Here is a 20158-nt window from a genome sequence, read left to right on the forward strand (position 1 = left end):
TCCTAGAACCAGACAAAGAGCGCCCAGCACACCAGCGTGGCCAGCGCGGAAAAGACGAGGGTCGCCACCGAGATCATCTCGCGCGACGCCGGATCGAACGCGGACCCGGTGTCCCAGACGAAATGCTTGATGCCTCCGGCCATGTGCTGAAACAGCGTCCAGGTATAGAGGAACAGCCCGATCTGGATGAGCCAGTGCCCGAAGAACCCGTTGACCGCCGCGAGCTGGTCCTGCCCCAGCGCCGCGGCGCCCAGCCAGAGGATGAAGAGCAGTGTCCCGATATAAAGCCCGATCCCCAGAATGCGGTGGAGGATCGAGAGCGTCATCGTCAGCGTAAAACGCCAGACGGAAAGATGCGGGGAGGTCGGTCTGAACGAAGAAGCCATGCGTGTCCTCGACTTGCCCTCGATTGGCCGGGGAGGGATGGTACGCCGGTTGGCCGGCGCGTGATTGTTGCGCCAACTTCTAGCCCTGCTTTCCCCATTCGTCAAAGGGCGCGCGATAGGTCTTTGGTCTGAAAACGCGTCATTTTTCCGTCGCTAAAATATTGATTGTTATAGTCATATTTCCTACTGACGCTGGACAGACAGCGCTAAGTCGCGGCAAATGTGAGAAAATGTCAGCCAGGTTTACCTACAACGTAAAGTGAGGCCGCAATTGATGGACGCCATCAGGAAAAGCGCGAAAAAAATCCGCCACGCCGGTTGGGGTACGCTCACGGAATACGAGATCGGCTATCGGCACGCTGACGGCACAGAGCAGAACCTCACGCGCGAGGTCTACGATCACGGCCACGCCGCGGCGGTTCTGCTGGTCGATGCCGAGGCGCGGGAATTGACGCTGGTGCGCCAGTTTCGCATGGGCGCCTACGTCAATGGCGACGCCGATCCCCATCTGCTCGAAGTCTGCGCCGGCCTGCTCGATGGCGATACGCCCGAAGCGTGCGCCAGAAAGGAAGCGATCGAGGAAACCGGCATCGCCCCCAAAACGCTTGGCCACGCTTTCGATCTCTATGCCAGCCCGGGCTCCCTGACCGAGAAGGTCCACTGCTTCCTCGGCAGCTATGACGCAACCTGCCGCGTCTCCGACGGTGGCGGGCTCCGCCACGAAGGCGAGGACATCGAGGTGGTCACAATCCCCTTCGCCGACGCGCTCGCCATGACGCGTAATGGCATTATTGTCGACGCCAAGACCGTCGCGCTCATCCAGTATGCCGCGCTCGAGGGGCTGCTCTAGTCGTCCGCACGCGCAGCCTCGGGTCCCACCCCCAGTTCTCGCGCCAGCGCTCCGGCGGTTGCCCTCAGCCCACGCCATTCCTCCTCGCCGAGCCCCTCAAAGAGGTCCATGAGAACTGCCTCGCGCGCAGCGCACGCCGCCTCGACCGCCGCGAGCCCCTGCTCGGTCACCGCGAGCACGCTCGTGCGCCGGTCCCGGCCTTCGACCCGCCGCGCCAGCCCCCGCTGCACCAGCCCCTCGACGAGCCGCGAGGCCGTTGGCACGCTGATCCTCTCATGGGCCGCCAGCCGCCCGATGGTATCGGCTTTGAGATAGTGGATTACCGAAAGCGCCTGGAGCTGCGCCGCGCTGCAACCGGTCTGCCGGTCCGCCGCCTGCAACGCACGGTCCAGCGGCAGAACGATCCGGTGCAGCAATTGCAGCGCCCGCGTCTTGTGGAGGTCCGCCACCAATCCCTCTTTTCATTAGCCATGCTAATTGTTAGCATAGCTATATATTTGAAACGGGTAAAGCCGCAGGGAGGGCTGTTCCATGGAGTTTCACCGAGGCCGCCTTATCGACCACTTGCATTTGCGCGTCTCCGATCTCGAAAAAAGCCGCGCGTTCTACCGCGCGGTGCTCAACGCCGTTGGCCGCGACATCACCTTCGAAACCGACGCGTTCTTTGTGGCCGACGAACTCTTCATCGACAAGGCAACGAACGACACAAGCCGCTGCCACCTTGCCTTTCAGGCCCCCGACGAAGCCACCGTCGCCCGCTTTCATGCTGCCGGCCTCGCCAATGGCGGCACCGACAACGGCGCCCCCGGCGAGCGCCCCTATCACCCGGGCTATTATGCCGCCTATATCTTCGACCCCGACGGCAACAATCTCGAAGCGGTCTATCACGGCCCTGCCGATCGCAGCGCCGAGTCGGTCGTCATCACGACGCCCGGATAAAGAAGGACGAGATGAGCGCGCATCGCGGCACAGCGAATTTCACCCGCCCGATCAACCCGATGCCCCGCGGACATTGCGGCGCAGCTCGAAACGCCGGGCCGTAATCTCTATTCGTATTCGGTAAGTTTCTTGTCCGGATCGTAGACCTGGTCGGAAACCTCCTTGGTCACAGCCTGCCCGCACCGCATTTTCCCGGCCACCGCGTCGAAGACGTAGTGCGGCTCGCCATAAAGCAGCCAGCCTTCCGACAGCGCCTTGGTCACCTTGTGACAGAACGCCGAATCGTCGTCGCCGCTCAAGAACCGGTAAATCACCATTTTGGAGAACTCCTGAACACGAAGGGGAATCGCAAAAGCGAGGTTAGCCCTTGCGCTTCGTCCCCCTCAAGGGCTACTTGCAGGGGCGGTAGTAACGGAATAGGTGAGCGGATGCAGGGCTTTCCAAAGTTTTTGCTCGATGGCTACAGAAACTTCATGTCCGGGCGCTACGCGACCGAGAGCGGACGCTATCGCGAACTGGCCGAAAAGGGCCAAAAGCCCACCACCCTCGTGATTGCCTGCTGCGACAGCCGCGCCGCGCCCGAAACCATCTTCGACTGCGGCCCCGGCGAACTCTTCGTGGTGCGGAACGTTGCCAACCTCGTCCCGCCCTTCGGCCCGGATGCGACCTATCACGGCACGTCGGCGGCGATCGAATTTGCCGTTATCCATCTCAACGTCGCCCACATCGTCGTCATGGGCCACGGCCGGTGCGGCGGCATCAACGGCGCGCTCGCGACCGCCGCGGGCCAAGCGCCCGAAGGTGACTTCATCGGCAAATGGCTCGAAATGGTCAAACCCGCTGCCGAAAAGGTCGGCGCGTCGGACCTCATGACCGATGCCGAGCGGCAAACCGCCCTCGAGCGCATCTCGATCCGCAATTCGCTCGGCAATCTTCTGCAGTTCCCCTTCATCAAATCCCGCGTCGAGGAGGGCACGGTTTCGCTCCACGGCGCGTGGTTCGACATTTCCACGGGCGAATTGTGGGTGATGAACGGCGAAAGCGGCGATTTCGCGCGGCCCCAGCTTTAGAGTGTTTCCAGAACAAGTGGGCACCGCTTGTTCCGTTCGGAAACCCGAAAAATCAAACACCTGAAATCTCCTGTTTTGAATCCGTCGAAACAGGAGATGCTCCAGCGCCTCCCCGCCGGGATGGTTACGCGGCGGGCGCAGTCGCCTGCCGCGTCTTGATCCTGAACACGGTGAGCACCAGCCCCGTCATGATCAGCGCCCCGCCTGCGACATCGGCCGCATGGATCGGCTCGCCAAGGATCAATACCCCCGACGCGATGCCGGTCACCGGCACCAGCAGCGTGAACGGCGCCACCGTCGCCGCCGAGTGGCGCGAGAGCAGGCCGCTCCACATCGCGAACCCGAACAGCGTCGCCGGATAGGCGAGAAAGGCGACGAGCCCCACACTCGTCCAGGACGGCGCGGCAAGGGCATCGATCATTGCGGGCGCTCCCTCGAAGACGAGCGACAGGCCAAGGAGCGGGATCGACGCAAAGAAATTGCCCCAGACCGTAAACGGGATCATCGGGATCGCCCCGGCCTTCTTGGAGATCGTATTGGCGCATGCCCAGGCGAACGCAGCGAGCAGGAGGATCGCCAACGGCAGGGCTTCGGCCCCGACCCCATGCCCGGCCGCGATCACGCCGATGCCCGCGAATGCCACCGCGGCGCCCGCGATCTGCAGCCGGCGCGGGGTCTCGCCCAGAAAGAAGAAGGCCAGTCCAATGGTGAACATTGCCTGCACCTGCAAAACCAGCGACGCGAGCGACGCCGGCATCCCCAGGTAAAGCGCTATGTTGAGCAGCGAATAGAGCGCCGTGCCCATAAAAAGGCCGTACCCGACAACGAGCCGCCACCGCGCCCTGGGCCGGGACACGAAGAAGATCATCGGCACCGCGGCAAAAAAGAACCGCAGCGCCGCCACGAGGATCGGTGGAATCTCTGCAACGCTGAGCTTGATAACGGTGAAATTAACGCCCCAGATCGTGACGACGACAAGGGCCATGAGGATATCGCGCGGCGGCATGGGCTTTTTTTTCTTGGGCAGGGGTGCTCGGAGGACGCATCTGCGCATCATTGGGAGCAAAAATACAAGGGGCGCGACTGTCGCAGCCCCACTTAGTCGGCGAGGCGCTTCGGCGGCGCCGTGCTCCCCCTCACGACCAGTTCGGTGGCAAGGGCCTTGCGATGAACCGCGCCATCGTCCTCGATGATGATCCTCGCCGCCGTCCGCCCGATATCGGCGATCGGCTGGGCGATTGTCGTGAGCGGCGGACTGGACGTAGCGGCCTCGGGCACGCCGTCGAACCCGACGATCGAGACGTCCTCGGGCACGCGGATGCCGCGCGATTTGAGCCATTCGATGGCAGTAAGCGCGATCCAGTCCGATTGCGCAAGAAGCGCCGTTGGCGGCCTGGGCGCCGAAAAGATCGCCTCGAGCGTACGATGCACCGTCCCGGGATCAACCTGCGTTTCAAAGACCGGGATACGCGCGGTGTCGATGCCGTAGGGCGCAAGCGCATCGAAATATCCCCCTAAGCGATCCCGGGTCGAGGTGTAGACCGTGGCCGCGATCTGCTCCCGGGTCACCGGACCCTCGCCATCGGCCAACGCCATGGCCAGAACGGCGAAATCGCGGTGCCCGAGATCGGCCAGATGCCGGGCTGCCTGCGCAGCCCCCTCGGCGTTGTCGATCCCCACCGCTGAAATATCGTCGTCGAGCGAAAGCGATAGCGCCACGAACGGCAATTGCCGCTCGCGCGAAAGCTCGAGCAAATCCGGCGCGCCGTCGATGCAGAACAGGATGAACCCGTCGACGAGCGCGCTTCTGAGGTTCCAGGCCAGTTCCTTGGGGTCTTCCGCCGAAACCAGCGAGACGCCCGCCCCGCGCGCCTGGCTCGCCTCGGTTATTCCCGTCATCAGCACGCGAGCGAACGGATCGGCGAAAAAATAGCTTAGTGGCTCCATCGTCGCCACGCCGATGGCGTGGACCTTGCCCGCGCGCAATAGCCGCCCCCTAGGATCGGGACCGATATACCCCATCGCCCTGGCGACCTCCCGCACCCGTTCGCGCACCTCCTCGCGCACGAGATCGGGCCGGTTGAAGACGTTCGAAACCGTGCCTTGGGAAACCCCCGCCTTGGCCGCGACGTCCGCGAGCCTCACCGTCTTGCCGAATGTGGCCGTAGCCATCGTCACCTGCTTTCAATTGCGCCTGCCGGGTAATATAGCGCCTCGATTGAAGCGATTCAATTTTTGCTTGACACCGATCGTGCAAGTCGGCATTTTTGAATCGTTTCAATCACGCGTGTATCCACAATTTGAAACGATTCAAACATCAAGCCGATGACCGAAGGAGAACCGAAATGTCGGCACTGGAAAAGATCGGGCACAAGACCCGCGACTTTACCGCGGATACACAGCCCCAACCGCTGATCCCGAACCCCCTCGTGCTCGCCCTGACGGCGCTGAGGCACGCCATCCGCAAGCGCCGCGAACGTTGGGCCCTTGTGAGAATATCGCGCCGTGATCCGCGTCTCATTCGCGATATGGGTCTTGATCCCGAGGAGGTTTACGACGCCGTTCCCACAAGCTGGGACGAACGCCACCCGGGCCGCCTCCGCATCCGCTGAGCGCGCGAAATGCTAGCGCGCAGCGAGCGCGGAAAACGCTTCGGCCCGCGCCTCGAACCCCGGCGCGGTGCCCCAGGCATAAATCCGGGTGACGCTCCTCAGCCCCTCGCGCTGGAACGGATCCTGGCGGATGATCGCCTCGACCTCTTCCTTGGTTTCGGCCTCGAATACCCAGAGCCCGCCCACGGGCACGCCGTCCGGCTGGGGCCGCATGGCCCCGGCCAGGACGATCTTGTCGCTGTTGGCCCGCAGATAGGCCTGGTGCGCCTCGGTGAACCGGGCGCGGATATCCGCCGCGCCCTCTTTCTTGTCCTCGAAAAGCGCCACCCAGCGCATCAGGCGCCGGCCCTGGGAGAAATGAGCCCGCGTTCGACGATCGCTTCGGCGATCTGGATGGTGTTGAGCGCCGCGCCCTTCCTGAGGTTGTCCGAAACCACCCACATCGCAAGCCCGTTCTCCACCGTCACGTCCTCGCGGATGCGCGAAACGAAGGTGTTGTCGTCGCCCTTGGCCTCGACCGGGGTGATGTAGCCACCCGGCTCGCGCTTGTCGACGACCATGATCCCCGGCGCGTCGCGCAGCGCGTCGCGCGCCTCGTCGGGCGTGATGGCGTTTTCGAATTCGATATTGACCGCCTCGGCGTGCGACACGAACACCGGCACGCGCACCGCCGTGCAGGTCACCTTGATCTTGGGGTCGAGCATCTTCTTGGTCTCGGCGAGCACCTTCCACTCTTCCTTGGTGTACCCGTCCTCCATAAAGACATCGATATGGGGGATGACGTTGAAGGCGATCTGCTTGGGGAACTTGTTGGGCGTCGGCGTATCGTTGACAAAAATACCCTTCGTCTGATCCCACAATTCGTCCATCGCGTCCTTGCCCGCGCCCGACACCGACTGATAGGTCGCAACCACGATGCGCTTGATCTTGGCCAGGTCGTGCAACGGCTTCAGCGCCAGAACGAGCTGCGCGGTCGAGCAGTTGGGATTGGCGATGATGTTTTTGCGTTCGTTCCGGGCGAAATACGCATCGAGCGCCTGCGGATTGACCTCCGGAACCACAAGCGGCACGTCTTCGTGATAGCGCCAGGCGGAGGAGTTATCGATTACCACCGCGCCGGTCGCGCCGATCTTGGGCGCCCAGGTCTTCGAGATGTCTCCGCCCGCGCTCATCAGCACGAAATCGGTCCCGGTAAAGTCGTAATCCTCGAGGTTCTTGCACTTTAAAATCTTGTCCCCGAACGAGACCTCGCGCCCGACCGAGCGCGAGGACGCCAGCGGCACGATCTCGGAGACCGGAAAATTCCGCTCTGCGAGGATTTCGAACATCTCGCGGCCCACATTGCCCGTGGCACCGACGACTGCAACCTTGTAACCCATTGTATTGCTGATCCTTTTGACCCCACCTCCCGCTTCGGACCGTTATGTCCGAGGGCCGCGTGATTTCGCCGCCTCCCCGTCGGGAGGCTTGGCCCGGGGAGACGCTTTAGGCGGTTTTGGTGGTGGTTTTCATGCCGAACGGCATCGTGACCGGCGTTTTGGCGCCGGTGAGCGGCATTGGCGATCTGGTGGTCCGACGACCCATCTTCGCGCGCTCCGGAAAATCTGCACGGGGCAGTAAGTGGCGTACTCTGGCCGAACTGTCAATCGCCTTGCGTGACTGCATCGTCCTGCATCCGGGCGCGAAACGCCCTGCTACTGGGGCACGAGCACCGAATCGACGACATGCAGAATTCCGTTGGACTGGGGCACGTCGCGGATCGTCGCCCGCCCCGGTCGCAAGCGCTCGTCGACCACATAGAGCAGTCCGCCCACGGCCTGGAACCCCAGCACATCCCCGCTCAGCGTCTGCAGCGCAACGCCCCCGCCGCTGCGTTCCGCGAGCGCCAGAAGCTCTTCCGCGCTATAGCGGCCCAAAACGACATGCGCACTCAGGATCCGCCTCAACGCACTGCTCTCCTCGGGCGTAAAGAGCGCATCGACGAGCCCCCGCGGCAACTTGCGGAAGGCCAGGTCGGTCGGTGCAAACACCGTGAACTGCCCCGGCCCTTGCAATGTGGACGCGAGCCCCGTCGACGTCAGCCCTTCAAAGAACAAGGTATGATCGTCCGAGTTGACGAGATTTTCGATGATATTGCGGTCCGGCCGCATCTCGGCGCCGCCGATCCTGATGATCGGGCTGGCCTCGACCAGCGCATCCTGGCTGGCGGCCATCGGCGCATGACCGGCCCCCGCGGCAAGCATTCCAAGAACGGCGATGGTTTTAATCAGACTCCCGGTCATCACGCACTCCCCCTTACGACCGTAAAGGAACAGTTTAATCAGAAAAAATGATAAAATACAGAGGGCCGACGAACACGCCCCCGTGACCCCTCAAGATTGAGCGGCCGTCCGCGCTAAAACGTGAATCCGACCATCAGCCCGAGATTGGAGAGCCCGTCATTGTTCTCGCACAGATCGAGATTGGAAATATGCTCGTAGCGCAGCGTCACCGTGACGTTTTCAGTGACATGCGCGCCGATCCCGGCGGTGTCGTAGAAATTGAGCGGGCACCCCATATCGCGCCCCGGCGACGGCGCGCCGTCGAGCGCCGCGTCCGTCAGAGCGCCGCCGAACCCCAGCTCGATATAGAGAGGCGTGTCAAAGAGCCCGAACTGCCAGTTGAGATTGGCGTGGATGAGGTTCTCCCAGCCCGCGAAATTGAGCGTCCCCCCCACTTCGAGCCGCGGCGAACCGATGAACTCGACGACCGGATGCGCGGGCAGGTTGAACAGCGCCGAGACCTTGACGTCCTCGAGCCGCGACAGGTCCCAATTGTCGCCCGTCGGCAGGAACCCGTCGTAGGCGCTATGGAAAAAGACGCCCGCCCGGATTTCGTCGAGCATCCCGTCTTCCTGCGCGAATGCGGCCTGCGGCAGTGTTGCCCCGGCAAGAAGGACAAGGGCGGTAACAAGATGCTTCATCGGAACGGGGCAGCCTTTTGGGTTTCGATGCCGCTGCACTCGAACGCAGCGCGGTCCGCTTGTCAACGTTCAATGGGCTTTGGCGCCCTCCGGCGGGGCCGGTGACACAAATTTACATACGATAGCGCCGGAACGCTCGGCCTTTACTGCCATTGTCTAGCCGAGACACAACAGGAGGTCCCATCATGGCACTCAAATCTCTCAACGACCTTTTCATCCATACCCTCAAGGACATCTACTTTGCCGAGAACCTGCTCGTAAAAGAGCTGCCCAAAATGGCCGAGAAGTCCAGCTCGGCCGACCTCAAATCCGCTTTCGAATCCCACCTCGAGGAAACCAGGGAACACGTCGACCGGCTCGAGCAGGTCTTCGAGATCCTGGGCGAAAAGGCTGAAGCCGAGGAATGTCCGGCCATCGAGGGCATCACCAAGGAAGCCCATGAGCTGCTCGACGAGATCGATGACGCGGAAACGCGCGATGCGGCGCTGATTTCCTCGGCCCAGGCAGCCGAGCATTACGAGATCACGCGCTACGGCACGCTCGCCACTTGGGCCAAGGAGCTCGGCCATGACGACGTCGCCGATCTCCTTCACAAGACCCTCGATGAGGAAAAGTCGGCGGACGAAAAGCTGCTCAAACTCGCCAAGGACAGCCTGAACCTGAAGGCTGCCTGACGCTATTGCCGCCCCCGGAAATCACCGGCGGGAAGGCGATCGAGGGAAAGGCCGCAGGGGATCCCCCCGCCCTGCGGCCTTTATTGCGCCGCTAGAGCTTGGCGATGATCGCGTCCGCCATCTCGGCGGTCGTCACCTTCCGGCACCCGGTCTGCATGATGTCGCCGGTCCGCAGCCCATCTTCGAGCACGTCCGAGATCGCCGTATCGAGCGCGACGGCAAGCTCGATCATCTCGAACGAGTACCGCAACGCCATCGAGAACGAGGCGAACATCGCGATTGGATTGGCGACCCCCTGCCCGGCAATATCGGGCGCCGACCCGTGCACCGGTTCGTACATCGCCTTGCGCTTGCCCGTTTCCGGATCGGGCGCGCCGAGCGACGCCGAGGGCAGCATGCCCAGCGACCCCGTCAGCATCGCCGCGGCGTCCGAAAGAATGTCGCCAAAGAGGTTGTCGGTGACCATCACGTCGAACTGCTTGGGATTGCGCACCAGCTGCATGGCGGCATTGTCCGCGAGGATGTGGTGCAATTCGATATCCGGGTAGTCCTTGACGGCCTCGCGGACCACCTCGTCCCAAAGGACACCCGACTTCATCACGTTCTTCTTGTCGGCCGAATGCACCTTCTTGCCGCGCGTGCGCGCCAGATCGAACGCCACCCGCGCGATCCGGTCGATCTCGTAGCTCTCATAAACCTGCGTATCGACGGCGCGCTTCTGCCCGTTGCCAAGTTCGGTGATTTCCTTGGGCTCGCCGAAATAGACCCCGCCGGTCAACTCGCGCACGATTAGGATATCGAGCCCCTCGACGAGTTCGCGCTTGAGCGAGGATGCTTCCGCCAGCGCCGAATAGCAGATCGCCGGCCGCAGGTTTGCAAACAGCCCCAGATCCTTGCGCAACCGCAAAAGACCTGCCTCGGGCCGGTGCTCGTAGGGGACGTCGTCCCACTTGGGCCCGCCCACGGCCCCGAAGATCACGGCGTCGGCAGCGAGCGCCTTGTCCATGTCCGCATCTGAAATCGCCACCCCGTGCGCGTCATAGGCCGCGCCGCCCACGAGCCCCGTTTCATAGACGAAATCGGTCTTCCCGCTCGCGTTCAGATGCGCAATGAGCTTTTCGACTTCGGCCATGATCTCGGTGCCGATGCCGTCGCCGGGAAGGAGGAAGAGAGATTGCGTCATGTTCTTGTCTTGCCAACCAGTTGAAAGTGCCACAGGTGCTAGTATGCGCGCGGCAGCTTGGCAAGACCCGAGGGGCAGGCAGCCTTTGAAAGGATCGGCCTCAACCCGCCAGCAGCGCCGGCCGGACGGCCGGTGTGCCGGCGAACAGAAGCTTGACGTAGGACCGGAACAGCAGAACCTGCTGGGGCAGAATGCCCGGATCGCGCAGCACCTTGCTCATGATGATCCCGCCATCGGTGATGCACGACATCATCTGCGCAAGGTGGGCGATATCGACAGGCTCGGCAGGGGGATGACACTGGGCAATCTCTTCGAGACGCACCTGGAAAAACAAATTCCACGCATTGACCGAGCGCGCCGTGATCTCTCGCACCTCCCGGTCGAACAACCGTTCCTGGTAACACACCGATGCGATGAGGCACCCCGGATGCCCGTTAGGCAGGTCCGCCAGCGTTTCGGCCAGCAGCTTGAGCCCGATCAGGAAGGCCTGCAGAGGATCGTCCGACAGCTCGCATCCGCGCCCGAACAACTCGGCGAAGACCTTGTCATTGGCGGTGACGTAACGCTCCAGCATGGCCCGGGCCAGCTCATTCTTGTCGCGAAAATGATAAAAGAACCCGGATTTTGTCAGCCCGGCCTCTGAGATGATCTCCTCGATCGAGGTCGCCCCGAACCCTTTGGCGAGCACTGATTCTTCAGCAATTGCGAGAATGCGCTCGCGCGTTTCACGTCCCTTGCTCATTTCCGGGCTCCATCAACTGTACCCACGGTAGGGTTTTGGACATGTCCAGCATCGGGAAAAGGGCGGCACGGTCAACGCCACACTCCACAACGCTTTGAAATAAAAATCAAAAATTGAAAATCCGGTCCCCGCACCACGAGCTTTCTAGAACTAGGCGCCGCGGCGCGCGAAAACATGACCCATCGCAGCGACGGCAAATACCGGTGAAATCGTCTGCAAGCAAGCATTTGTGGAGACAAAAGATGTCCAAAATCGATATGGCCCTGCCACAGTTGCAGGGTCAGATGTTCGTGACCGACGGCGGCTTTGAAACCTTCATGATCTTTCACGAAGGTCAGGAGTTGCCATACTTCAATGTCTTCCTGCTCAACGATTCAGAGCAGGGCCGGGAGAGAACCCGCCAATACTACCGGCGCTACCTGCCCATCGCGAGGGAGGCCGGGCAGGGTTTTCTGTTCGATACCAACACCTGGCGCGCCAACCCTGATTGGGGCGCCCTCGTCGACTACGATGCCGCAAAGCTCCGCGCGGTAAACATCAAAGCGGTTCGACTGTGCCGCGAAATCGCGGGCGAATTCGAGGCCGAAGGCATCAGGACCCTTGTCAGCGGCCAGATTGGTCCGCGACGTGACGCCTGGCAATATGACGGGCAGATGACGGTTGCCGAGGCGGAAGCCTATCACGCCCCCCAGATCGATGCGTTCGCCGAAGCCGGTGCCGATCTCGCCACAGCCTATACGCTGACCAACACTCCCGAGGCGATCGGCATCGTCAACCGCGCCAGGGCGGCTGGCTTGCCCATTGTAGTGTCGTTCACGCTCGAAAGCGACGGGAACCTGCCCGGCGGCAAGCCTCTGGGCCGCGCGATCACCGAAGTGGACGCCACAACCGACGGCGCACCGGCCTACTACATGATCAACTGCGCGCATCCGGTTCATTTTGCCGCGACGATCCGGCACGCGGGTCATTGGGTGGACCGGATCGGCGGACTGCGCGTCAACGCTTCGATGAAGTCTCATGCCGAACTCGACGAGTCCGAAACTCTCGACGTCGGCGACTGGAACGACCTCGCCCAGCGCTACCAGCGTCTGCTGCCGCTTCTGCCCAACATCCGCGTGCTGGGCGGCTGCTGCGGGACCGACCACCGCCACATCGCGGCCGTCTGCCACCAGTGCTTCCCCCGCGAGACCGCCGCGGCCTGACGCACCACTCAAAGGGTCCGCGCGCTCATGCGCGGACCCCGCGTAAAGAAGACCGCCTGCATGCGCCGCCGCGCCCCCGCGGCGCTCTTCGACCCGGTACGGCGTCCGGACGGCGAAATCGGGATCGCCTCGCGCCGACTGCACTAGCTCTGGTGCGCGCCGATCCGCGCGGTGACCTCGATCTCGATCTTCATCTCGGGTTTGATGAGCCCGCAAACGATCATCGAGGCGGCCGGCCGGATGTCGGTGAAGACCGGTCCGACCGCGGCAACCACGTCGTCGACGAACGCGGTATCGGCCACGTAATAGGTGACGCGCACCACGTCCCGGATGGACGATCCCGCGTCCTCGAGCGCCTTCGCGATCGTCGCGAGCGCGTTTTTCGCTTGCGCGCCCGCATGTTCTGGCATCGTCATGGTTTCATAGTCATACCCGGTCGTTCCCGAGACATAGACCATGTCGCCATCGCGCACCGCGCGCGAATAGCCGAAGGTCTTTTCGAACGGCGACCCGGTTGAGATACGCAACATCGCTAAAAGCCCTCGCAGTTAAAAAATGGCGACGCCGCGCACCCGGGCCGTTCCGCTAGCCGGTCTCCCGAACCAGGCGTTTCTTCATGAAAATCCGGCGCGCACCGACAGGATGGTCCTCGATCGTTCCAAACACCTCAAAGCCCAGCTTTTCGTAGAAATCGGGCGCCTGAAAGGAAAAGGTGTCGAGCCAGATCCCGTCCAGTCCCTCCTGGCGGGCCCAGGCTTCCGCACGTTCCATCAGCTTTGCGCCATATCCTTTCCCACGCATCTTTTCAGATACCGAAAGGAACTGGACAAACATCCACTGGTAGAGCGCATATCCGGTCAGACCGCCCTCGATCTCTCCGGTCTGGGGATCCTTGAGCAGAAAGCCAAAGGAGCGGTAGCCCGCACCCGGCCATGCGATCTCCGCATGAGCGCCGATATTGGCGGAGACGGCCTCGGTCTCATCGGCCGTCGGGCTGTCGGTGAAGACGATGTCCATGACGGGCGCCCATGGGGGATGTGATTAAAGGCTCAAACCCAGGGCCGGCTCTCTGCCATTTTTTCTTCGTACCCTGCGATCGCCTTGTCGTCCTTGAGCGTCATGGCGATGTCATCGAGCCCTTCGAGCAGCGTATGCTTGCGCGACGGATCGATGTCGAAGTGGATCGTCCCGCCATCGGGACCGGAAATCGTCTGCGCCTCCAGGTCGACCGTCAGCGTCGCATTGGACCCGCGCTCCGCGTCGTCGAGCAGCATCTCGAGCTGTTCGGGCGTGACGACGATCGGCAGGATGCCGTTCTTGAAGCAGTTATTGTAGAAAATATCCGCAAAGCTGGTCGAGATGACGCACCTGATGCCGAAGTCGAGCAGCGCCCAGGGCGCATGCTCGCGTGAGGACCCGCAGCCGAAATTGTCGCCCGCGACGATGATCTTGGCATCCCGGTAAGCCGGCTTGTTGAGCACGAAATCCTCGCGCTCCGACCCGTCCTCATTATACCGCATCTCCGAAAAGAGCGCCGAACCGAGCCCCGTACGCTTGATCGTCTTGAGGTATTGCTTGGGGATGATCATGTCGGTGTCGATATTGATGATCGGCAGCGGCGCCGCCACACCGGTCAATGTCGTGAACTTGTCCATATTTTTTCGCCAAAGCTCCCCAAGCGGCATGTCCGGAAAAGGGCCGGATGGGCCGCGGATTGAAGTATTGCAGCGCTGTCTAATCCAACACGCGCCGAATGCCAAGCGGCCAGCGGGCGAAAGTGCATGCAATCGCGCCCGGCAGGCACCCCGCGGTTGCCTCCCTCCGCGACCGCCGCTAATCTCGCCGGAAATTTTTGACCAGCGGATAAAAAAATGACGCCTCATAACAACGCCAGGCCCGGCGACTATGCCGAGGCCGTTCTCCTCCCCGGCGATCCCTTGCGCGCAAAATGGATCGCCGAGACCTTTTTCGAGGACGCAAAATGCGTCAATACCGTCCGCAACTGCCTGGGCTTCACCGGCACCTTCAAGGGCAAGCCCGTCTCGGTGCAGGCCACCGGCATGGGCCAGCCCTCGACCGCGATCTACGTCCACGAGCTTTTGAACGTCTATGACGTCAAGACCCTCGTGCGCGTGGGCACCTGCGGCGGGCTCAACACCCGGGTCAAGGTCCGCGACGTCGTCATCGCCCAGACCGCATCGACCGATTCCACCATCGTCAAGGACGCCTTCGGCCCCTACAACTTCGCCCCGGCCGCCGATTTCGGCCTCCTGCGCGCCGCCGCCGACGCCGCCGAGGCCAAAGGCCTGACCGCCCATGTCGGCGGCATCCTCTCGTCCGACATCTTCTACCACCCCTCGGGGGCCGAAGCCTACGCGAGGCTCATGGCGCACGGGGTCCTGGGTGTCGAAATGGAAGCCGCAAGCCTCTACACCCTCGCCGCCCGCCACGGCGCCAGGGCGCTGACGGTCTGCACCATGACCGACTGCCTGATCACCGGCGAGGAAATCGACGCGGACGCCCGCCAGACCTCGCTCGTCGACATGGTGGAGATCGGCCTGGCCGCGGCGCTGGGCGTGTAGCAACTCAGAACGGCGGTCCCGAGCGGCTGATCGTGTGCTTTTGTACCTGCCCGTCCAGGAACGCGGATCCGGTCTCGGGCGGGTTGGCGATCTTCCGCCAGGCTTCGAGCTCCTCTTCGGACTCCCAAAGCTCGTACATATTCACCCGCCCCGGATGGACCGGATCGGCGCTGATCGAAAGATCGAAGCACCCCGGATAGGTTCGCGCGCGCCGCACGAGATCGGCATGTGCGGCAACATAGTCATCCCGCTCACCGGGCTGAACGATAAGATATCCGGCGACAATCACCATAAGGCTTCTCCGTCAAACATGCATGTGCTGGCGCCGGCGCGAAAACGCCGGCCACTGCTTGAAAGACGAGGAAACAGCCCCGATTGCGACACGGGCAGCGAAAAAAACCGCCGCCGCCTCAAAAATCGCTCGAAATCCCCTTCACTTCCCAGTCTCCGTACCGGGCCGGATCGAGCCCGCCCCGCCCGTCGACCTCCCGCGGCGCCGCTTCGGTTTTCGCGTCGATCGCTGCCTTGCGCGCCCTGGCTTCTTCGAGCGCCCGGCGGGCGGTTTCGCGGTCGGGACGTTTGGGAGTGGCGGTATCGCTCATGGATCGCTTCGGCTTCATGATGACAAAGAGTTAAGGTCGGTGAACCTTGTGTGGCGGTTCACGCATTCCCATAACTATAGCAACCTGACAGCCCCATAGCGAGCGTTGAGAAGATGATGAACTTTATGCGCACCACCATTCTGATCGCCGGCATGACCGCGCTCTTTATGGGCGTGGGGTATCTCGTCGGCGGCACCGGCGGCATGGGAATCGCTTTTGTCGTCGCGCTCGGCATGAACGCCTTCGCCTATTGGAACTCCGACAAGATGGTGCTCTCCATGCAGGGCGCCCGCGAGCTCGACCCGCGCTCCGCCCCCCAGCTCTACGATCTGACCGCAAGGCTCGCCGAGAACGCCGGCATCCCCATGCCCAGGCTCTATTTGATGGATTCGGCCCAGCCCAACGCCTTCGCCACCGGCCGCAGCCCCGACAAGGGCGTCGTCGCGATCACCCGCGGGCTCGTCCAGAACCTCTCGATGGACGAGGTCGGCGCCGTCATCGCCCATGAGCTGGCGCACATCAAGAACCGCGACAGCCTTACCATGACCATCACCGCCACCCTCGCCGGCGCGATCTCGATGCTGGCGCAGTTCGGGCTCTTTTTCGGCGGCCGCAACAATGATTCCCCCGTCGGCTTCATCGGCACCATCGCCATGGTTATCCTCGCCCCCATCGCCGCCATGCTCGTCCAGATGGCCGTCTCGCGCACCCGCGAATACCAGGCCGACAAGGACGGAGCGCTGATCTGCCGCGACCCGCTCGCCCTCGCCTCGGCGCTCGGCAAGATCACGGCGATGGCCCGCCGCACCCCCAACATGGCCGCCGAGCGCGCGCCCGCCATGGCGCACATGTACATCGCCAACCCGCTTTCGGGTCAGCGCATGGACAACCTCTTTGCGACCCACCCCAACCCCGCCAACCGCATCGCCGCGCTCGAGGCCATGGCGGGTGAAATCTCCGGCGGCGGTGGTGGCGCAACGCCGCGCGCGCAGGTATATGTCGACCCCGACCGCCCGCGCACGACCCCCAACTGGCGCACACCCGGCACCCGTCCGCGCGATGCCGGCGAGCATAGAGGGCCGTGGGGGTGAGCGCCGACCGCGCATAGCGCGGTCAAATCGCTCCGGTGGAGCGATTTGAGGCGCGAACGCGCGAGCCTGCGGCGAGCGCCGGATCAGCACCAGTTAAACGGCACGGCCTTCTCCGGCGCCGCAGCAACCCGAAGGCCTTGTATTGAGCCAAGTCAAATCCACCCCCGGCCTCCAGCCCCGCCTTGAGGCCGCGTTCGCCCTCAACACGACCCTCCGCGGCGCGCCCTTCGCCCCTATCGCTGCCGAGCGCCTGCCGGACCCCCGCGACCGCGCCCTCGCCAACCGTCTCGCCACCACCGCGCTCCGCCGCCACGGCCAGATCACGGCGGTCCTCGAAACCCTGCTCAAAAAAGGCGTCCCCGCCCGCGCCGGTATCCTTGAAGCCGTCTTGCGCATCGGCGTTGCCCAGCTCCTCTACCTCGACGCCATCCCCGCCCATTCGGCCATTCACCTCGCCGTTGAATCCGCCCGCGCCGACAAGCGCGCCGGCCGCTTCGACAAGCTCGTCAACGGCGCCCTGCGCACCCTTCAGCGCGACGCCGAAACCTTCGGCGCCCTGCCCGACGCGCTGCTCCTGCCCGGCTGGCTCAAGGCCAGATGGCAAAAGGCCTATGGGGCAGCCGCGCTCGAAGCCTTCGTACACGCCCTCCTCGAAGGGGCCCCGCTCGATCTTACCCTCAAATCCGCCGGCCCGGCCCTTCTCGAAGCCCTCGGCGCGGCTCCTGTCCTTGGCACCACGATCCGCGTCGAAACCCGCGACGCCGCCGTCGCGGATCTCCCAGGCTATGCCGAGGGCCAATGGTGGGTTCAGGACGCCGCCGCCGCGATCCCCGCGCGCCTCATCGACGCCAGGCCCGGCATGCGCGTCCTCGACCTCTGCGCCGCCCCCGGCGGCAAGACGGCGCAACTGGCCGCCGCCGGCGCCGCCGTCACCGCGCTCGACATCGACGCCGCTCGCACGGACCGCCTCGCGCAGAACCTCGCCCGCCTCGACCTCAGCGCCGAAATCGTCGTCGCCGACGCCCTCACCTACGCCCCCGGCGAAACTTTCGACGCCATCCTCCTCGACGCGCCGTGCTCGGCCACCGGCACTTTCCGCCGCCACCCCGACGTCCTCCTCTCCCGTGATCAGCAAGGCGTGAACGGCCGCGTCGCCCTTCAGCGCGACCTGATCGCCCACGCACTCACCCTGCTCGCCCCTGGCGGCACGCTCATTTATTGCGTGTGTTCGCTCGAGCCCGAGGAAGGCGAGGACCAGGCAGCCTGGGCGCTCAAGACCCACTCCGGCCTCACCCTCGCACCCGTCGCCCCAGCCGAACTCGATGGTTGGGCCTCCCCGATCCGCCCCGACGGAACCGTCCGCACCCATCCCGGCCTCGCCGTCCCCGGCCCCGCCGGCGGTACCCTCGACGGCTTCTTCATTGCCCGGTTTACCGCCGCCTGACACCTTGCGATCCGGTTGTTAAGTGTCGCGGTGCTTTAGGGTGTGGTTAACGGTCCATTGATGATAAGTTCGTAAGTTGCGAGTATCTATGGGGCCTGAGGGCGTGTTGGAAGTTTTGCGTTTTGCTCTGCGGCGGATGGCGCTCTCCGTCGCGGACCGGGTTGTCACCAACCCGCTTTTTGCCTGGACCTGGTCCGGCGCTCCCGCACGCGCGTTCACCGGACGCCTCACCGATTTCCGCTCCGCCGACGCCCAGACCATCGTCGAAATGATGGAAGGCAAATACCTCTTGGGCGCGCGTTTCATCGATACGCACGGCGTCTCTCCATTTGCCATCGAAACCGACGCCGCGGACTGGCTGGCCGATCTCCACAGCTTCGGCTGGCTGCGCCATTTCCGGGATTTGCGCGACCCAGGCCAGCGCCGGTTTGCCCGCACCCTCGTCATGGACTGGATCGGACGGTATGGCGGTTTCGACCGCGAGACCTGGTCGCTCTTTGTCACCGCCCGGCGTGTTCTCAACTGGCTCAAGAACTATGCGCTTCTGACCGAGGGCGCCAATCCCGACCAGATTCGCACCATCAACCGGGCCCTCGCCGTCCAGCTCCAGTCCCTCGTCGTGCGGGCGCCGCTCGAGCCCGATCCCCTCCCGCGCCTGATGGCCCAGATCGCCATGGCCGGCGCCGCATTGAGCGCGTCCGAAGACGATCCGGACACCGAAAGATTCCTCGCCCGGCTCGAGGCCGAACTCAACGCCCAGCTCGACGCCGACGGCTTGCACCGGTCGCGCAACCCCTTCGCGCAGATCCAGATCCTGACCGAACTGATCCCCGTCAGCCAGCTTTTAAGCCAGCGCCGGCAAGACCTCTCCGCCGCCGTCGGCGCAAGGGTGGAAATCATGCAGCGCGCGCTCGACCGGCTCGTCCTCGGCACCCGCGAGCCGGCCTATATGAATGGCTGCGGCCAGGCCCCGGTCGAACTGGTCCTCTCCATCGCCGCGCAGTCCGGCGCCCGCGGCAACGGCACGGGCAGCTGCGGCGGCTATGGCATTCTTGTCGACGGCTCCGGCAAACTCGTCGCCGACAGCGGGCTCGTGCCGCCGGCCCAGTTTGCCCAGAGCGCCCATGCGGGCGGGCTGAGCTTCGAGTTTTCGAGCCACGGCGCGCTGATCGTGGGCAATTGCGGACCCGCACCCGCCCAACTGCCCGAAAGCCGCAACCTCTTCCGCCACACCTCCGCGCACTCCGCTCCGACGATCGACGATCTCTCGAACGCATCGCTCTCCGGCGGCAGCCTGCGCGGCTCCATACTGCGCCCCCGCGGTACGACGCAGATGACGGTCTCGCCCGAGGACTGCGCGATCGAGATGCGCTCCAGCGCGTATCGCAACCGCTACGGCCTCGATATCGTCCGCTCGCTGACCCTTTTGGGCGGCGGGCACACGCTCGTTGGGCAGGACCGCCTGCTCGCTGCGTCCCGGCGCCATCACCGCCAGGGCGACGCCATCATCCGCTTCCATCTCGCGCCCGACGTCGCTATCGATCGCGCCGATGGCGAGGATCTTATCCGGCTCGTTTTCAAGTCCGGCCCGACCTGGGCCTTCCTTTGGGAGGGCGCCCGCGCCGATATCGAGGAAAGTGTCCGGCATTCGGCCCATTTCGGGCTCGTCAAAACCCGTCAGATCGTGCTTTCGGGCCCGGCGCGGCCCGATACCGAAATCGCATGGGTCTTCACGCGGCAATAGCGGCGCGCATACGCCCCGTCCTTTGTCGTCTTCCGGTTTCCCTTTCGCTCATTCCGTGCTAGCGAGCGCGGCATC

General features: G+C 63.7%; 27 protein-coding genes. 10 read left to right on the top strand and 17 right to left on the bottom strand.

Translation table 11 applies throughout. The features are described 5' to 3' along the window. Positions 1 to 2: 2 nt before the first annotated feature. A complete protein-coding gene (sdhC, locus tag LSG43_RS00080; protein ID WP_231800257.1) occupies positions 3 to 386 on the bottom strand; it encodes a succinate dehydrogenase, cytochrome b556 subunit in 384 nt (127 codons plus the stop codon). A gap of 274 nt (positions 387 to 660) precedes the next feature. Here sdhC and LSG43_RS00085 point away from each other — a divergent pair, with 274 nt between their 5' ends. Then, on the top strand, positions 661 to 1236 hold the full coding sequence (locus LSG43_RS00085; protein ID WP_231800258.1) for an NUDIX domain-containing protein: 576 nt from the start codon (positions 661 to 663) through the stop codon (positions 1234 to 1236). Here LSG43_RS00085 and LSG43_RS00090 read toward each other — a convergent pair. Then, positions 1233 to 1685, bottom strand: a complete 453-nt coding sequence (locus tag LSG43_RS00090; protein WP_231800259.1) for a MarR family winged helix-turn-helix transcriptional regulator — start codon at positions 1683 to 1685, stop codon at positions 1233 to 1235. The two genes, LSG43_RS00085 and LSG43_RS00090, sit on opposite strands and share 4 nt — an antisense overlap. Positions 1686 to 1767: 82 nt before the next feature. On the opposite strand from LSG43_RS00090, the gene LSG43_RS00095 reads away from it, so the two are divergent. Further along, positions 1768 to 2175 (top strand): VOC family protein, encoded by a 408-nt coding sequence (locus LSG43_RS00095; protein WP_231800260.1) that lies wholly within the window; start codon positions 1768 to 1770, stop codon positions 2173 to 2175. 107 nt (positions 2176 to 2282) lie between these two features. On the opposite strand, the gene LSG43_RS00100 is transcribed toward LSG43_RS00095, so the two are convergent. Continuing rightward, positions 2283 to 2492 carry a DUF1737 domain-containing protein gene (locus LSG43_RS00100; RefSeq protein WP_231800261.1) on the bottom strand — a complete coding sequence of 70 codons (210 nt, stop codon included), beginning with the start codon at positions 2490 to 2492 and terminating at the stop codon, positions 2283 to 2285. A 111-nt stretch (positions 2493 to 2603) separates the two neighbouring features. Here LSG43_RS00100 and LSG43_RS00105 point away from each other — a divergent pair, with 111 nt between their 5' ends. Continuing rightward, entirely contained in the window at positions 2604 to 3245 is a 642-nt protein-coding gene (locus LSG43_RS00105; protein ID WP_231800262.1) for a carbonic anhydrase, read from the top strand. Positions 3246 to 3369: 124 nt separating this feature from the next. On the opposite strand, the gene LSG43_RS00110 is transcribed toward LSG43_RS00105, so the two are convergent. Beyond that, a complete protein-coding gene (locus tag LSG43_RS00110) occupies positions 3370 to 4251 on the bottom strand; it encodes an EamA family transporter (RefSeq protein ID WP_231800263.1) in 882 nt (293 codons plus the stop codon). Positions 4252 to 4343: 92 nt separating this feature from the next. Then, positions 4344 to 5417, bottom strand: coding sequence for a LacI family DNA-binding transcriptional regulator (locus tag LSG43_RS00115; protein WP_231800264.1), 1074 nt, complete (start codon positions 5415 to 5417; stop codon positions 4344 to 4346). Positions 5418 to 5590: 173 nt separating this feature from the next. Here LSG43_RS00115 and LSG43_RS00120 point away from each other — a divergent pair, with 173 nt between their 5' ends. After that, a complete protein-coding gene (locus tag LSG43_RS00120) occupies positions 5591 to 5857 on the top strand; it encodes a hypothetical protein (protein ID WP_231800265.1) in 267 nt (88 codons plus the stop codon). A 12-nt stretch (positions 5858 to 5869) separates the two neighbouring features. Here the strand turns inward: LSG43_RS00120 and LSG43_RS00125 are convergent, their stop codons facing one another. The 5 genes from LSG43_RS00125 to LSG43_RS00145 form a co-directional block, all read right to left on the bottom strand. After that, complete coding sequence (locus tag LSG43_RS00125; RefSeq protein WP_231800266.1) at positions 5870 to 6193, bottom strand: YciI family protein; 324 nt, start codon at positions 6191 to 6193, stop codon at positions 5870 to 5872. Next, positions 6193 to 7236, bottom strand: a complete 1044-nt coding sequence (locus LSG43_RS00130) for an aspartate-semialdehyde dehydrogenase (protein WP_231800267.1) — start codon at positions 7234 to 7236, stop codon at positions 6193 to 6195. Before LSG43_RS00130 ends, LSG43_RS00125 begins: the two co-directional genes overlap by 1 nt. 106 nt (positions 7237 to 7342) lie before the next feature. Then, positions 7343 to 7522 carry a hypothetical protein gene (locus tag LSG43_RS00135; RefSeq protein WP_231800268.1) on the bottom strand — a complete coding sequence of 60 codons (180 nt, stop codon included), beginning with the start codon at positions 7520 to 7522 and terminating at the stop codon, positions 7343 to 7345. Between the two features lie 29 nt (positions 7523 to 7551). Further along, entirely contained in the window at positions 7552 to 8139 is a 588-nt protein-coding gene (locus LSG43_RS00140; RefSeq protein ID WP_231800269.1) for a fasciclin domain-containing protein, read from the bottom strand. Between the two features lie 113 nt (positions 8140 to 8252). Next, the gene (locus LSG43_RS00145; RefSeq protein WP_231800270.1) at positions 8253 to 8819 is read right to left on the bottom strand and encodes an acyloxyacyl hydrolase; all 567 of its coding nucleotides are present in this window, start codon (positions 8817 to 8819) and stop codon (positions 8253 to 8255) included. Positions 8820 to 9004: 185 nt separating this feature from the next. Here LSG43_RS00145 and LSG43_RS00150 point away from each other — a divergent pair, with 185 nt between their 5' ends. Beyond that, on the top strand, positions 9005 to 9493 hold the full coding sequence (locus tag LSG43_RS00150) for a YciE/YciF ferroxidase family protein (protein ID WP_231800271.1): 489 nt from the start codon (positions 9005 to 9007) through the stop codon (positions 9491 to 9493). A gap of 91 nt (positions 9494 to 9584) precedes the next feature. Here LSG43_RS00150 and leuB read toward each other — a convergent pair whose 3' ends face one another. Next, a complete protein-coding gene (leuB, locus tag LSG43_RS00155; protein WP_231800272.1) occupies positions 9585 to 10676 on the bottom strand; it encodes a 3-isopropylmalate dehydrogenase in 1092 nt (363 codons plus the stop codon). 100 nt (positions 10677 to 10776) lie between these two features. Further along, complete coding sequence (locus LSG43_RS00160) at positions 10777 to 11418, bottom strand: TetR/AcrR family transcriptional regulator (protein ID WP_231800273.1); 642 nt, start codon at positions 11416 to 11418, stop codon at positions 10777 to 10779. Between the two features lie 242 nt (positions 11419 to 11660). Between LSG43_RS00160 and LSG43_RS00165 the strand changes: the two genes are divergently transcribed. Then, on the top strand, positions 11661 to 12620 hold the full coding sequence (locus LSG43_RS00165; protein WP_231800274.1) for a homocysteine S-methyltransferase family protein: 960 nt from the start codon (positions 11661 to 11663) through the stop codon (positions 12618 to 12620). Between the two features lie 143 nt (positions 12621 to 12763). On the opposite strand, the gene LSG43_RS00170 is transcribed toward LSG43_RS00165, so the two are convergent. The 3 genes from LSG43_RS00170 to leuD are packed head-to-tail and all read right to left on the bottom strand — an operon-like array spanning position 12764 to position 14275. Then, complete coding sequence (locus LSG43_RS00170) at positions 12764 to 13150, bottom strand: RidA family protein (RefSeq protein ID WP_439651983.1); 387 nt, start codon at positions 13148 to 13150, stop codon at positions 12764 to 12766. 55 nt (positions 13151 to 13205) lie between these two features. Then, positions 13206 to 13637 (bottom strand): GNAT family N-acetyltransferase, encoded by a 432-nt coding sequence (locus LSG43_RS00175; RefSeq protein ID WP_231800275.1) that lies wholly within the window; start codon positions 13635 to 13637, stop codon positions 13206 to 13208. A 32-nt stretch (positions 13638 to 13669) separates the two neighbouring features. Then, the gene (gene leuD / locus LSG43_RS00180) at positions 13670 to 14275 is read right to left on the bottom strand and encodes a 3-isopropylmalate dehydratase small subunit (protein WP_231800276.1); all 606 of its coding nucleotides are present in this window, start codon (positions 14273 to 14275) and stop codon (positions 13670 to 13672) included. 216 nt (positions 14276 to 14491) lie between these two features. Here leuD and deoD point away from each other — a divergent pair, with 216 nt between their 5' ends. Continuing rightward, positions 14492 to 15202, top strand: coding sequence for a purine-nucleoside phosphorylase (deoD, locus tag LSG43_RS00185; protein WP_231800277.1), 711 nt, complete (start codon positions 14492 to 14494; stop codon positions 15200 to 15202). Positions 15203 to 15206: 4 nt separating this feature from the next. Here the strand turns inward: deoD and LSG43_RS00190 are convergent, their stop codons facing one another. Together LSG43_RS00190 and LSG43_RS00195 are read right to left on the bottom strand one after the other, a co-directional pair. Continuing rightward, the gene (locus tag LSG43_RS00190) at positions 15207 to 15494 is read right to left on the bottom strand and encodes a putative quinol monooxygenase (RefSeq protein WP_231800278.1); all 288 of its coding nucleotides are present in this window, start codon (positions 15492 to 15494) and stop codon (positions 15207 to 15209) included. A gap of 118 nt (positions 15495 to 15612) precedes the next feature. Continuing rightward, positions 15613 to 15804 carry a DUF1674 domain-containing protein gene (locus LSG43_RS00195; RefSeq protein ID WP_231800279.1) on the bottom strand — a complete coding sequence of 64 codons (192 nt, stop codon included), beginning with the start codon at positions 15802 to 15804 and terminating at the stop codon, positions 15613 to 15615. A 116-nt stretch (positions 15805 to 15920) separates the two neighbouring features. Between LSG43_RS00195 and htpX the strand changes: the two genes are divergently transcribed. The 3 genes from htpX (at position 15921) to LSG43_RS00210 (ending at position 20083) form a co-directional block, all read left to right on the top strand. Further along, positions 15921 to 16895 (top strand): zinc metalloprotease HtpX, encoded by a 975-nt coding sequence (htpX, locus tag LSG43_RS00200; protein WP_231800280.1) that lies wholly within the window; start codon positions 15921 to 15923, stop codon positions 16893 to 16895. 142 nt (positions 16896 to 17037) lie between these two features. Then, complete coding sequence (locus tag LSG43_RS00205) at positions 17038 to 18339, top strand: RsmB/NOP family class I SAM-dependent RNA methyltransferase (protein WP_231800281.1); 1302 nt, start codon at positions 17038 to 17040, stop codon at positions 18337 to 18339. A 106-nt stretch (positions 18340 to 18445) separates the two neighbouring features. Beyond that, positions 18446 to 20083 (top strand): heparinase II/III family protein, encoded by a 1638-nt coding sequence (locus tag LSG43_RS00210; protein WP_231800282.1) that lies wholly within the window; start codon positions 18446 to 18448, stop codon positions 20081 to 20083. The last annotated feature ends 75 nt before the right edge of the window (positions 20084 to 20158 follow it).

It is taken from the genome of Pelagibacterium xiamenense, assembly GCF_021166475.1.
GTDB classification, from domain to species: domain Bacteria; phylum Pseudomonadota; class Alphaproteobacteria; order Rhizobiales; family Devosiaceae; genus Pelagibacterium; species Pelagibacterium xiamenense.